A 13282-nucleotide genomic window follows, 5' to 3' on the forward strand; every position below is an offset into this window, starting at 1 on the left:
ATCCTGACCGGGTGTCCAGCCCCCCTGAGACGCTCCACACGCCGCCGCACACGCTCAGTGAGCGGCTCTACACCGTCACCGAGACTCTGGCGGCCGCCCGTACCCCGCAGGACGTGTGCCGGGAGGTCCTGACCCCCGCCCTCGAAGCCCTGGGGGCCAACGCGGGTGCGGTCTTCCTGGTGGACGAGACCGGCGAGCGCCTGCACCTCGCGGCCACTCGGGGGGACGAGGGGGGTGCCCACACCCTCCGGCAAGACGGAGCCCTGAACGGCAACTCGCCCGCGGTGGCCGCGCTGGGGCGGCGCGAGCCGCTGTCTTCCGGGTCTCGGGGCGACCTGCCCCGGGCCTACCCGGGCCTGGAGACGCCGACCACCCTCCGGGTGCCCATGGTCCTCGGGGACGCCCCCCTGGGCGTCATCGTCCTCGAGTTCCACGCGCCGCGTGGGTCCATGCCCGAGGAGCAGCGCTTCCTGCGTGCCCTGAGCACCCTGGGGGCCTTTGCCCTGGGCCGCCTCCGCTTGGACCGCGACCTCGAACGGCGCGTGCGGGAGCGCACCGCCAACCTGGAGGAGGAACGCACCGCTCTGGCGGCCTTCGCGCACTTCACTGAGGCCTCGACCCACCTCATGGATACCCGCGCCCTCGTGGAAGAGGCGGGGGCCGTGCTGCGCGACCTCCTCGGCGTGCACGTGGGCTACTCGGAGCTGGAGAATGGCCGCTGGAAGGGCGCGTTGTTCTCCGGGGACACCCCGCCGCAGGTGGTCGCGGCCGCCTGGATGGGCTTTTCCGCCGAGCTTCCCAGCTTCGCGCGGCCTTTTTTGGAGCGTGACGCGGTGTTCGTGGACGGGTGGGACGGGAAGCGGGAGGGGGCTGAGGTCACCGGGATGTACACGGCCGCCGCGCTGTACCCGTACTTCCAGCAGGGCAGGCCGTGCGGCCTGCTGACCATCGGCTCGCTGCACACCTCGGCCTGGACGGAGCGGGAGCGCAGCGTCTTCCGGTCGGTGGGCCGCAGCCTCACACTGGCCCTGGAACGCGCCCAGGCCCAGCAGGACGCCGAGGAGCGCACCCGGCAAATCGAGGAGGACGCCCGCGCCCAGGCAGCGTTCGCGGCCTTTACCGAGGCGGTCGGCACCGAGACGGATGTGCTGGCCCTGGCGCGGCAGGCCATCGCCGTCCTGCGGGCCCGCTTCGCGGACGCCAGCGTCGGGTACTACGAGCGGGAGGGGGGGCTGTGGAAGGCCCGGGTGTGGAGCGAGGACGTGCGTGAGGACGTCGCCGCCCTCCTGCAGGCGGGCCTGCCAGACGAGACGCCGATGTTCGCCCGCGTGCTCCAGGCCCGGCAGGCGGTCTTCACCGACGCCTGGGACGCAGCGCGGGAGGGCCTGGAGTCCACCGGGGAGTACAGGACGGTCGCCAACTACCCCCTGCTGGACGGCGGTGAGGTGAGGAGCGTGCTGTCGGTCGGGCTCAAGGACACCCGGCAGTGGAGCGGGCGCGACCAGGGCCTGGTGCGGGCCGTCGGCCGGGGCCTGGCCCTTGCGCTGGAGCGCGCCGAGCAGACCCGGCGCCTGGCCGAGCAGAACGCGGAACTGGCCGCCCGGACCCGGGCGCTGGAAGGCTTTGCCGACCTCACTCGGGATTTGGCGATGCAGACGGACGCCTCGGCCCTGATCCGGCGTGGGCAGGAGGTCGTGCGGTCACTTCTGCCCGGAGGGTACGCCCAGTACTTCGAGCCTGAAGGGGGACGCTGGCGCCTGAAGGTGCAGACCGGGACGGTGCTTGACCCCGGCTTGCAGGTGGCCACGGCTGCTGGCTTCCCCTTGGACACCACCCCGAGCCTCACGGTGCCGTGGACGACCCGGCAGCCCTGGTATCAGGACGAGTACGCCAAGGACGCCGACATCGACCCGGGCCTGGTCCAGCACGTCGGCACGCTCGCCACCCTCCCCGTGCTGGTCAACGGCGAGCCGGTGGGCGTGTTCGGAACGGTCCTGTTCGACCCACGTCCCTGGACGCCGACGGAACAGGTCGTGCTGGAGACGGTCGTGCGCAGTCTGGGACTCGCCCTGGAGCGGGCGCAGGGCGTGGCCCGGCTGGCCGAGGAGCGCCGCAAGCTGGAAGTCGCCAATGAGGAACTTGAGGCGTTCGCGTACAGCGTCTCGCACGACCTGCGCACCCCCGTGCGGCACATCGGGAGCTTCACCGACCTGCTGCGCAAGCACCTCGGCGACAGTCTGGATGCCAAGGCGGCCCGCTACCTGGGGATCGTGGGCGAGGCGACGGAGCGAATGAACATCCTCATCGACGCCATGCTGGACCTATCGCGCACCTCCCGGCTGCCTTTGCAAATCGGGGTGGTAGACCTGGAGAAGCTCGTGAGGACGGTGCGGGCGGAACTGGAAGCGGACGTGCCCGACCGGCAGGTCGAGTGGGTGATCTCGCCCCTGCCGCTGGTGAAGGGCGACCCGCACACCCTGCGGCAGGTGATGCTCAACCTGCTTTCGAACGCACTGAAGTACACCCGGACCCGGGAGGTGACCCGGATCGAGGTGTGGGCAGAGGACCGTCCGGGGGAATGGGCGATCTTCGTGCGGGACAACGGCGTGGGCTTCGACCCGCGGTACGCGGACCGGCTGTTCGGCGTGTTTCAGCGGCTGCACCGACATGAAGAGTTCGAGGGCACGGGGGTAGGGCTGGCGAACGTACGGCGCATCGTCACCCGACATGAAGGCCGGGTCTGGGCATCCGCGCAACTGGGGCAGGGCGCGACCTTCGGGTTCACGCTGCCCAGGTAGCGCTGAATCGGCGCGGGATCGCCCCGGAGCATCAGCCCCACGTGTTCGGCCGCCTGTACCGGGCCGATCCCTCCCGCAGGGTGGGGAGCAGTGGCCCGGGACTGAGCGTGGCGAAGAAGAGGGCCAGCGGCGGCGTCATCCCGGCGGTCATCGTGGCGGCGATGGGACCATACACCTCGGCAGGGGAAGCCCGAGCGGCCTTTGAGGCTGCCGGGGTCAAGGTGGTCGGCGCCCGCTCTCTCCGTGTCAAGGCGAGGGAAGTGCCCAAGTGAGCGGGGTCGCGGGTGCCTTCTTCAGCAGCCAACCAGGCTTTGCCCCTCGCCAGCCCCTGGCCTGCACGGGGAGCTCGCCAGATCTAAAAAACTTCCTCACAGGTGAGCCTTACCGTTCCTCCCAGAGCGCGGCGCCACAGCCGAGCCACCCTACAGGAGGCTGTCCCCATGAGCGAGTCCCGCATCATCCGGCCCTACCCCGCAGACGACCATGACCACCACGACGACTTCAACGACCTCGGACTGAACGCCGACATGAACATGCTCGCGCGTCCCGTCATGGACCGCCGCCGGGTCCTGAGCCTGGGCCTGCTGGGCATCGGCGTGCTGGTGGGGTGCGGCGCGGGCGCCCTCGGGTCCACCCCCGGTACGGGGACCAGCACTGGGGGAGGCGCAGGCACGGACACCTGCCCGGCCGCCATTCCCTCGGAAACGGCCGGGCCATACCCTGCCGACGGCTCGGCGGCCTCGGGCCAGTCCCTCAATGTGCTGACCCGTTCGGGCATCGTCCGCCCGGACCTGCGCACGAGTCTGGGCACCGGCCACGTGGCGGCAGGCGTTCCCCTGACCCTCACCCTGCGCCTGGTCAATGTGAACGCGAGTTGTGCTCCCCTGGCCGGGTACGCGGTCTACCTGTGGCACTGCACCCAGGACGGCAACTACTCGATGTACAGCCCGGCCACGGTGGGCGAGGACTACTTGCGCGGTGTGCAGGCCGCCGGTCCGGACGGGACGGTCACCTTCACGACCATCTTTCCCGGCTGCTACATGGGTCGCTGGCCGCACATCCACTTCGAGGTCTACCCGACCCTGGCGTCGGCGACCACCGCGGGCAACAAGATCCAGACCTCACAGCTCGCCCTGCCCGAGGCCACCTGCCGCGAGGTCTACGCCACCACCGGGTACTCGGCCAGCGTGCGCAACCTGAACAGCATCTCGCTGGCCCGCGACAACGTGTTCAGCGATGGCCACAGCAGTCAGATGGCCGCCATCACTGGCAGCCCGTCCGCCGGGTATGCCGCTGCCCTGACCGTCGGCCTCACCCGCTGACGCCCTGCGCCCCCACGGGAGGACACCATGACCTTTGGACCGGTGGAGATCTTTCTCGTCGTGCTCATCGCCGCGCTGATCTTCGGCCCCAAGAAGCTGCCGGAACTGGGCAAAGGGCTGGGGCAGGGCCTCCGTGAGTTCCGCTCCAGCACGCGCGAAGTGAAGCGGGACTTGGAACCTCCTGTGCTCAGCCAGGAAGAACAGCGCTGATACGGCCACGCTGGCCTGGGGGCCAGCAGGGCAGCTCAGATCAGACGACTCCCGAGCCCACTCCTCCGCGCAGGAAGAATCAAGAAGGCGGCCAAGCGGCCGCCTTGATGCTGAAAAGACAAGGTCAAACGCGTGCTGGATCAGGGTGATGCCCCCGGCACTGGCTCCCGTCTTGTGGAGGGGCACCAGCAGGACCACAGAGGCCAGCCCAGCCCGGAGAGCTGTTCCCCACCCAGCACGGCCACGACCGTGTTGACGCGGGCAGGGCTCATGGTCAGGGTGGGCTTGACCCCTTTTAGAGACCAAGGGCCCGCTGCGTGAACCACACGCTGCCCGTCAGCACCACCACACCTGCCGTCATAAGCAGCAACGCCTGCGTCACACGCGGCGGCGCGAGGCGACGCAGAGACAATAGGAGTGGAGCCGCGAGCAGCACGATGAGCACCTGCCCCACCTCCACGCCTACATTGAACGCCGCGAGCGACCAGCCCAGCGCCTCCCGGGGCAGTTCCAGTTCCGAAAGCACGCTCGCGAACCCGAAGCCGTGGACCAGCCCAAATCCGAACGCGAACAGCACGCGGGGGTCGCGCCCGTGACCCGCCCCGCCCCGCAACTGCCGCAGATCATGTAGCCCGACCACGACGATGCTCAATGCGATCACGCTCTCCACCAGGCGCGACGGCAACACCATCAGCCCCAGCGTCGCAAGCACCAGCGTGACACTGTGCGCCACCGTAAACGCCGTGATGACCTTGACCTGCGTTCCGATCCGCCCACCCAGCAAGATCAGCGCAAGGACGAACAGGATGTGGTCCGGCCCGATGAAGATGTGCCGCACCCCCTCGCGGAAGAACGTCAGGATCACCTCTCCGAGAGGCCGCGCCTGCCCGGCCAGGGTGAACGACGTGTCCTGCCGGTCGAGGGCGTACTGTCCGGCCAAGGCGTCGTCGCGGTAGACGCTCACGAACGCCTTGTGCAGCGTGTCCTCCGGGAAGAGATTCGTCTCAACCCTCAGGGGGCCGGTCACGGTCGGAGCGGTGGCGGTGAAGCGCACGTCCTGCCCGGCGGCCTCCACGGCCTGGACTTCAATGGGTAACGCCTGTGCATCCGTCCAGAGCCGCAACCGTGCGGTGAGCAGCGACCGAAGCGGCGCCTGGATGTCCTGGGGCAAGGGATTCTGGCTCAGCGTCACCTCAGAGGTGCCCGTCGGAAGCGGAGACGGTTGCTCGTGGAGCAGCGCCGCCACGGGGAGGGTCGCCGTGATCCGGGTTGACGTGGAGTCGAGATGGATGTCCACCCGGCTGAAGGTGATCTCGTGCGCACCCGCCCAGCAGGTCAGGGCCAGCGGGACCGCGATGAGGCGCCGGGCGAGCGTCATGAGCGCCGCTGCGTGTACGTCACCGTGAGGGCGCGGCCGTCGTCCGTGCGGGTCTGCGCGGCGACCTGGAACTGCCAGTTGCCAGACGGTTGAAGGAAGACGTTTGCGGTCCGTTGCGTCCGCGCGGGTTGGTAACGGTTCTTGTAGAAGAGGGTCCGGGTGCCCAAGCGGTCGGCCCGCTTCGCGCTCGCGTAGATCTTCAGGATGCCCCCACCGAGCCTCAGGACCCTGACAGGTGGGACCTGCACCCGGTCGAGCGTCCACGCAGCGCCCTTCCCATCAACCTTGAGGGTCGACTGCGAGAGCACCGTCCTGGCATACCTCCGCGCTTCACCGTCCGTGACCTTCCCGTCCCCGTTGGGGTCCAGACCCTTGAGGACCGCGCCTGCAACCTCCGCGCCGGGCGTGACATTCAACTCGAGCGCGACCTTGCCGGGCGCGAGGGTGAGGTACGCGCCCTGCACGACCTCGTCCACCGGGTGCGCCAGGGCAGAGCCGACGACGAGCGCCGGAAGGACGCAGAGGGCCACCCTCTTCACCTCAGGGCCTCACTTCGTCCAGGCCGCGCCGTAGTCGTTGCCGGGCTCGCGGTACATGTTGTGCAGGTGGTTCGAGAGTTCCCCGCCCATCGACTGTGGGCTGAACTCGATGGTTACGGTCGGGCCGGTCACGCGCCAGTACGCGTTGCCCGCGCCCTCGCTCGTCGTCGGACCGAACCAGGCGAAGTACGTACTGTTCAGGTTCCGCTCAATCTCGCGCAGCTTCGCCGCCGCGTCGTCCGGGTTGAGAATCTCGACGCGCTCGCGAATCAGGGTGAGCAGCCGCGCCCTCTGCGCCGCCGTCATCGCGCTGCCCGGTAGCCCCTCGGGCTGAAGCGTCTTGCCATCCTGCCCAGGGCCGAGGACGAGGTCGATGCGGCCTGTGCCGCGCACGGCCTGCGCCCGCTGGGCGGCATTCAGGCTGGAGAGCAGTGCAGAGGCGTCCTGAACTTCCTCGGGCACCTGCGTGACGATGGTGGTGGTTTTGCCGTTGACAGTGGCCTGGATGGGCTGCCCGCCGGTGAGGCTGGGGGCGAGGGTGATGTTTGGCCCGACCACCGTGGCGTTGATCGCGAGGTGGTGCCCGCCGTATTGCAGCGTCCATGGGGACGAGGTGCTGGGCGTGCCGAGGAAGGACACATAGTACTCGTCGCTGCCGAAAATCAGTTGCCCTCCTGGGCCGCCACTCGGGGGAGTCCCGCCAGACGGAGGCGTGCCTCCGTTCGGGGGAGTGCCGGTGGGCGGCGTACCGCCCGCTGCCCCCGGCCCGCCGCTGTCCGTGGTCTTGAGCACCTCATCGGCGGCCATCTGCTCGCGCACCATCTTGAGCCCGTCTGGGCTCAGAACAGTGCCGAGGAGGGTCATCAGGGCCGTGCGCTGCGCCGCCGACAGGTCGCCGTAGCGGAGTCCGGCACGTTGAAAGAGTCCGGTAGGAAGGTTGCTCCAGCGCTGCCGCTGCGCGTCGTCCGTCCACGCGAACAGCACCTTCTGCCGTTGCGCCGACGTCAACGTGCTGAGAAAGGCGTTAGCGGCATTGACCGCCCGGACACTTTGGGAATCGGCGGTGGGTGTCGTGGCCGCCGTCGGTGCCCCGGCGCCTCCGGCAGATGCGATGGAGAGGCCGTACAGGGCCGTGGCGGCCAGGGAGACCGTAAGAAGACCAGTCAACAGCCTAACTTTGGGTTGAGTATGCATGGAACACCTCTCTGAACGTGCGGTGGGCCAGGGCTCTGGGCAGCGCAGTGGGCGATTTGAAGGCCATAGAGCTGGTCGTTGAGGCTGGGCAGCAGGACCCACTCGCTGAAGCAAGTGTCCGAAACAGATGTTCAGAGGGTGTGTAGGAACCCTAAAGAGGTGGGGACGTCGGTCGCCGCCGCAATGTGGTGGCATATAGTCGGCTGTTGTACAGCCCTGTCTCCTGCCGTTCTACAGGTTCTCAGTGAGGAAAAGCGGCACTTCAGGCTTCTGACGGTCAGCCGGAGGTATAGGAGGTATACCAACTGACGCCTTTGTCCTGACCCTCAGGCGTCGCTGTGGTCGTCGCGTGTGTGCTCCAGCCCAGGGACGTTCGAGGTGTCGGCCAGGAAGATGCCCAGCAGGAACGGCACCTCGCCCGCGCGACCCGCGTACCGTTCATGGAGCGCACGCAGCTCCCCCTGAAGCTCACGTGCGTCCCCCGGCGAGAGATGCAGCAGGTGCCAACCGCTCACCATGACCGGCGCGGCCTCGCCCAGGTCAACCCACAGCACGCCATCCTCCCGCATGATCCGGAAGAACACGTCGTCGCTGGGCGCACGGGCCGTGACGAAGCCCCACCCGTGCTCGTCGAACGGTGCGCGCTGGAACGCCCGCCCAATCGCCGGCCCGAACAGCTCGAGGTGCTGCGCGCGGTTGTGCCGACCGACGGTCTCGGGCGGTACCAGCGAGAACGGCACGAAGAAGGTGTCAGAGGCCGCGCGGTGCGGCTGTACCGCGCGGCCTGTCCGGGGCCGGATCTCATGCACGGTGAGCAGTCCGGCGCGTTCCAGGCGCCGGACGCGCTTGAACAGCCACTCGGTCGTCACGCCGAGCACGCGGGCGGCGTCGGCGATGCCCCGCGCCTCGGGCGTGAACGCGTCGAGCAGACGCAGCCATGCGCGATTCGTGAGCAGGTCCGCCTGAAGGGCACTGTGGACGCGGTAGGGCATACTTTCCAGTTTGTCTTGCACGGCAAGTTGAGGTGCCCGCATGCCCCAGGACGCTGCCGGACGCTGGCTCTTGACCGCAACTGCCGCGCTGCTGTTCGCGCTCGGTCTGCCCCTGCTGTTCGCCGCAGATGTGACGGCGGCCTGGATCGGTGCGCCGTCGGCGGCGGGTGAGGCGCTGGCACAGCTCGCCACAAGCGGGTTGCTCGGCCTGGGCGTCATCAACTGGTGGTGGCGGGGCAACGTGGTCGGGGGGATTCACGGGCGACCGCTGGGCCTGGGGAACCTGCTGTGCTGCATGTCGGCTGGGGCGTCACTGGGTCGGGCAACGGCAACCGGGGAGCTTCCCGGCGTAGCGTGCGTGATAGTGCTGGCGTTGGCCTTCGCGTGGCGGATGTTCCTGTGGAGACCCCGCCGACTGCCCGAGCAGATTCCTGGCCTATAAAGCTCCGACGAGGGGACGTACGTCCACTTGGGGTACACCCAACGCTTGAATTCCCCTTCTCTGGAGCAGCCTGAGGTACTGAGGTATTCGCCAGCGCCGCCCAGTCGTCCAGCCCGGGCTGGCGCCTCGCTGAACAGGGTTACGGTGCGCTGCTGAGCCTGGAGATTGTCTTTCAGAATCTCGACCTGCTGCTGCAACTCGGCGATCTGCTGCTCGGGGGAAGATTCGGGACGGGTCATATGGGCACCTTCAGGCAGAAGCGGGTGCTGCGCCGATCGCATCACCTCAGGAGCGGCAACCATGGTTCGGTAAACCCACCTTAGAGCAGGGACGCGGCAGAGAAAGGTGGCCCCTACAGGGCCACCTCCGATCAGGGTGCGGGGGACTGGACTCGAACCAGTCTGGGGCCTGCCGCTGCCCCGCTGGCACGTCCGTTTTTTCCAAGGTGGACGCCTCCCTTGCCCAGCGCCTGAGATTCTGCGTCCCCAGGGCGGCCAGCACATGGAGTGTTGTTCAAGTTGGCTTGCCCTGATCTTGCTCAAGCATGAGAACACGCACAAGGCCCTTTGACCCGGTGATCCACCCTGGGCCGCTCAAGTCCGCCTCCCTCCCCAATGATCCCAAGCACCGCACACGGGTGATCACCGCACTGAAGACTCTTCCTCGATTTTCGTGGAGGTCCCTGAACGCCAGCGCACACTGTCTCCAGCCCAGGCGTCTTTACACTGCATCCCAGTTATGCCTGCCCACCCCGGCTCCACCGCCGCCCTCTTCGACGTGCTGGTCCTCCTGCCTCCGGCCGATGGACTGGACGCCGTCTCAGCGGTGCTGGCCGACCTGTCCACCGACCTCCCCGCCGCAGTCCTGATCGGGCCGCCCCCGACTGGGGAGGTTCCGGCGGCAGAAGTGCTTGGGCGCCACCTCCCGCATCCAACTCTCTGGGCTAAGGACGGCATGGTGCTTCAACCGGGCTGCGTCTACGTGGCCCCGCCGCAGACGGTGCTGGAGGTCCGCCCAGGGGGGTGCTGCGCGGTCACGCTGCCGCAAGGCGACCTGCCCTCGGAACGCCCGCTGGACCGGTTGCTGGCCTCCCTGGCCGTGAGTTCCGGCGCCCGCACACTGGCCGCCATACTGACGGAGCTGGAGGGTGACGGCGTCACCGGTGCGCGGGCCTTGCGGGGCGTGGGGGGGACGGTGCTGGTTGAGCAGGCGGCCCGTGCCAAGCGGCCGCGTGTGGTGGCCGAAGCAGCCGACCGGGTGGTGCCACCCGGCGAACTCGGCCGCACCGTGACCGACCTCCTGACGGGCAAAGGACCCCCCGAGGCTGCGGCAGTTCAAGCCGAGCAGACGCTGCGGGCCAACGAGGAGAAGTACCGCGCCCTCTTCGAGCAGATGGACGAGGCCTACACGGTCGTCGAGGTGCTGAAGGATGCGGCGGGGCGCTGGACGGACTTCCGGTTCCTGGAGGTCAACGCCGCGTTCATGCGTCATACCGGGATGCCGTACCCGGTCGGGCGTACAGCCACCGAGCTGCTGGGCACGCCCAACCCGCGCTGGGCCGAGCTGTACGGCCGGGCGGTGGACACCGGTGAGTCGGTCCGGGTCGAGGAAAGCGAATTGATGCTGGGCCGGACCTTCGACCTGAACATCTTTCGCCTGGGTGGCGAGGGGAGCCGTCGGGTCGCGGTGCTCTTCACGGACATCACCGAGCGCAAGCAGGCGGAGGAAGCGTTGCGCGCTTCGGAGGAGCGGCAGACGTTCCTGCTGGGGCTCAGCGACATCCTGCAACGCTTGACGGCGCCGAACGACATCAAGGCCGCCGCCATGCACAGGCTCGGCACGCGTCTTGGCGTCAGCCGCGCCCAGTATCACGAAGTCGACCCCAGCGGCGAGTATTACAGCGCGGACGGGATCGGTTACGCCGACGGCCTCCCGCTCTTGGACCTGAAGTACCGCATCGATCAGTTCGGCCGTTTCGTGGCCGAGGATTTCAAGGCCGGGCGGCCGTTCCGGAGTGATGACCTACTGACCGACCCACGGCCCACGACCGAAGAGCGCGAGGCTTACGGCGTCTATGGAATCCGGGCGGGAGCAGGCATTCCGCTACTGCGAGGCGGCAAACTCGTCGCCATCCTGGCCGTGCACGACAGGCATCCTCACGCCTGGACGGACCTGGAGATGGAACTGATTCGCGAGACGGCAGAGCGGATCTGGGTGGCCGTGGAGAAGGTCCGCGCCGAGACTCATATTCACGAGAGCGGGGAGCGACAGGCCTTCCTGCTGAGGCTCAACGATGGCCTCCGAGCGCAAACGGATCCAGAAACCATCGGCGCCTTTGCCACGCGCATGGTGGCCGAACACCTGCGCCTCGACCGCTGCTATATCAGCGAGGTCTTCGGAGAGCAGGGCTTTTCCACGGTCGGCCCGGAGCACCGTCGCCCGGACCTTGCGCCGATGTCAGGGGTCTTCCGGCTGTCGGAGTATCCCGAAACGATGCGGCAGCTCGCGACTGAGCCGATGGTCGTTCGGGATGCGGACGGCGATGGGCGCTTTTCGGACCTCGAGAAGGAACTGCTGGCCGGGCTTCACCTGCGCGCCCTGGTGGTGGCGCCGATCCGAAAGGGGCCGCGCCACGTCGTCTGGGCGCTCGCGGCCGCCATGGCCACGCCGCGGGGCTGGACCGACGGCGAGCGGACGTTGCTGGAGGAGGTGGCCGAACGTACCTGGGCCGCCATTGAACGTGCGCGGGCCGAGGAGGTCTTGCGCGCCTCGGAGGAGCGCCAGGCGTTCCTGCTGAGGCTGAGCGACGTGCTGCGGCCGCTCGCGGATCCCGTCGAGATCATCGGCGCCGCCACGCGGCTGCTGGGGGAAGGATTGGGCGCCAGCCGGGCCTACTACGCGGAATGGCCACCCGGGACGGACGACGTCGAGATCCGGCGTGACTACGCTGCGCCGGGCCTCCCGAGCCTCGTCGGGCGCTACCCGATCGAGAACTTCCGCTCCACCGACGAGCGCTTCCGCGAAGGGCGGACCTGGGTCGTCGAGGACGTGGCGGACGGCACGATCCCCGCGGCGGAGCGGGACTATTGCCTCGCGCACGGGGTGGCGGCCTGGGTGGACGTGCCGCTGGTCAAGGGCGGGAAGCTCCAGGCGGCGTTGTTCCTCGTCCAGGACGCACCGCGGTGCTGGAACGCGACGGAGATCGCGCTGGCGGAGGAGACGGCAGAGCGAACCTGGGCCGCCGTCGAGCGCGCCCGCGCCGAGGAAGCGTTGGTCCAGTCCGAAGGTCGCCTGAGGGCGCTGATCGAGCACCTGCCGGGCGGCGCGGTCTTCGTGGTCGATCACGACCTGCGGTACGTGCTGGCGCAGGGCGAAGCCTTGGCCACCATTGGCCTGACTCCCGAAGACCTCGTGGGCCGCACCGTCGGGCAGACCCTGGCGCCTGAACTCGCTGCCGAGTACGAGGCGCTGTACCGTCAGGCCCTCGCGGGCGAGGGCTTCGACTACAAGCACACGGCGCACGGCCGCACGTTCATTACCCGGGGTGTCGCGCTCAGGAATGCGGCGGGGAACATTTCCGCGGCCCTGGCCGTGTCCTACGACATCACCGAGCGCAAACGGGCGGAAGAGGAGGTGCGGGCGCTGAACGCCACGCTGGAGGAGCGGGTGGAGGAGCGTACCCGCCGCCTCGCCGATCTCAATGCCGAGCTGGGTGCCCTGATCATCCGCACCGCCCGCAACCTCGAGGCCCCGGTGGGCTACCTCAGCCAGTTTCTGGACCCCGGCCGCAAGGAGGACCTGCTCACGGAGCTGTCCCCCCATGACCCTTCCCTCCTGGAAGACGAGCTCGCCCGGCTGCGAGGAGTTTCGGAGGATCTGCGCGAACTCGCGCGGCTGGAAGACCAGCACCTGAACCGAGGGCTGCTCCCGCTGGGCGAGCTGTTTGAGGAGGTCCGCGCAGGCGCGGCGCAAGGCCGCCGGGTGCAGTGGTTGATCGAGCCGCTCCCGATCGTGCGGGCGGACCGGGCGCTGCTGAAACAGGCCCTGGAGGTGCTGCTGACCTTCACGCTGAGTGAAACCCGAGGTGCGCGGTACGTGGACGTGGGCAGCCAGGAGGTCGAGGGCGAGGTGTGGGTGACGGTTCGCGACGACGGCACCGGTCTGAGCGGCGAGGAGGCCGCCACCCTGTTCGACCTGTCCGTGCGAACCGAGCAGTCAGTCCCGCTGCTCGCCGGCAGTGGGCTGATCCAGGTGCGGCGCATCCTGGCCCGCCACGGCGGCTGGGCCTGGGCGGAGTCCAGCCTGAATGGAGGGAAGGTCGTCCTCGCCTTTCCCCGCGACGAAGCCGTCAGCGAGCTCGAAGCCCTCTTTCGGGAGGAGCGGGGAGGCTGAGACTGCCTGCTCAGC

10 protein-coding genes are annotated in these 13282 nt (G+C 68.7%); 6 read left to right on the plus strand and 4 right to left on the minus strand.

Annotated features, from left to right (window positions below; all coding sequences use genetic code 11):
- The first annotated feature begins 11 nt into the window (after positions 1–11).
- The 4 genes from L1280_RS09095 (at position 12) to tatA (ending at position 4330) form a co-directional block, all read left to right on the plus strand.
- Complete coding sequence (locus L1280_RS09095) at positions 12–2798, plus strand: GAF domain-containing protein (RefSeq protein ID WP_253581804.1); 2787 nt, start codon at positions 12–14, stop codon at positions 2796–2798.
- Between the two features lie 107 nt (positions 2799–2905).
- A complete protein-coding gene (locus L1280_RS09100; RefSeq protein WP_253581805.1) occupies positions 2906–3070 on the plus strand; it encodes a hypothetical protein in 165 nt (54 codons plus the stop codon).
- Between the two features lie 168 nt (positions 3071–3238).
- Positions 3239–4120 (plus strand): intradiol ring-cleavage dioxygenase, encoded by an 882-nt coding sequence (locus tag L1280_RS09105; RefSeq protein WP_253581806.1) that lies wholly within the window; start codon positions 3239–3241, stop codon positions 4118–4120.
- A 27-nt stretch (positions 4121–4147) separates the two neighbouring features.
- On the plus strand, positions 4148–4330 hold the full coding sequence (tatA, locus tag L1280_RS09110) for a twin-arginine translocase TatA/TatE family subunit (RefSeq protein ID WP_253581807.1): 183 nt from the start codon (positions 4148–4150) through the stop codon (positions 4328–4330).
- Positions 4331–4625: 295 nt separating this feature from the next.
- Here tatA and L1280_RS09115 read toward each other — a convergent pair whose 3' ends face one another.
- From L1280_RS09115 to L1280_RS09130, 4 genes are all read right to left on the minus strand, one after another.
- The gene (locus L1280_RS09115) at positions 4626–5708 is read right to left on the minus strand and encodes a HupE/UreJ family protein (RefSeq protein WP_253581808.1); all 1083 of its coding nucleotides are present in this window, start codon (positions 5706–5708) and stop codon (positions 4626–4628) included.
- Positions 5705–6247, minus strand: coding sequence for a hypothetical protein (locus tag L1280_RS09120; protein WP_253581809.1), 543 nt, complete (start codon positions 6245–6247; stop codon positions 5705–5707). The genes L1280_RS09115 and L1280_RS09120 overlap by 4 nt, the downstream gene beginning before the upstream one ends.
- A gap of 9 nt (positions 6248–6256) precedes the next feature.
- On the minus strand, positions 6257–7414 hold the full coding sequence (locus L1280_RS09125; RefSeq protein WP_253581810.1) for a DUF3500 domain-containing protein: 1158 nt from the start codon (positions 7412–7414) through the stop codon (positions 6257–6259).
- A gap of 353 nt (positions 7415–7767) precedes the next feature.
- Positions 7768–8433, minus strand: coding sequence for a hypothetical protein (locus L1280_RS09130; RefSeq protein WP_253581811.1), 666 nt, complete (start codon positions 8431–8433; stop codon positions 7768–7770).
- A 40-nt stretch (positions 8434–8473) separates the two neighbouring features.
- On the opposite strand from L1280_RS09130, the gene L1280_RS09135 reads away from it, so the two are divergent.
- Both L1280_RS09135 and L1280_RS09140 read left to right on the plus strand, forming a co-directional pair.
- Positions 8474–8875: a hypothetical protein gene (locus L1280_RS09135; protein WP_253581812.1), complete on the plus strand. Its 402-nt coding sequence runs from the start codon at positions 8474–8476 to the stop codon at positions 8873–8875.
- Between the two features lie 738 nt (positions 8876–9613).
- A complete protein-coding gene (locus tag L1280_RS09140; protein WP_253581813.1) occupies positions 9614–13267 on the plus strand; it encodes a GAF domain-containing protein in 3654 nt (1217 codons plus the stop codon).
- The last annotated feature ends 15 nt before the right edge of the window (positions 13268–13282 follow it).

Origin of the sequence: Deinococcus sp. HSC-46F16, assembly GCF_024171495.1 — a bacterium.
Classification (GTDB): domain Bacteria; phylum Deinococcota; class Deinococci; order Deinococcales; family Deinococcaceae; genus Deinococcus.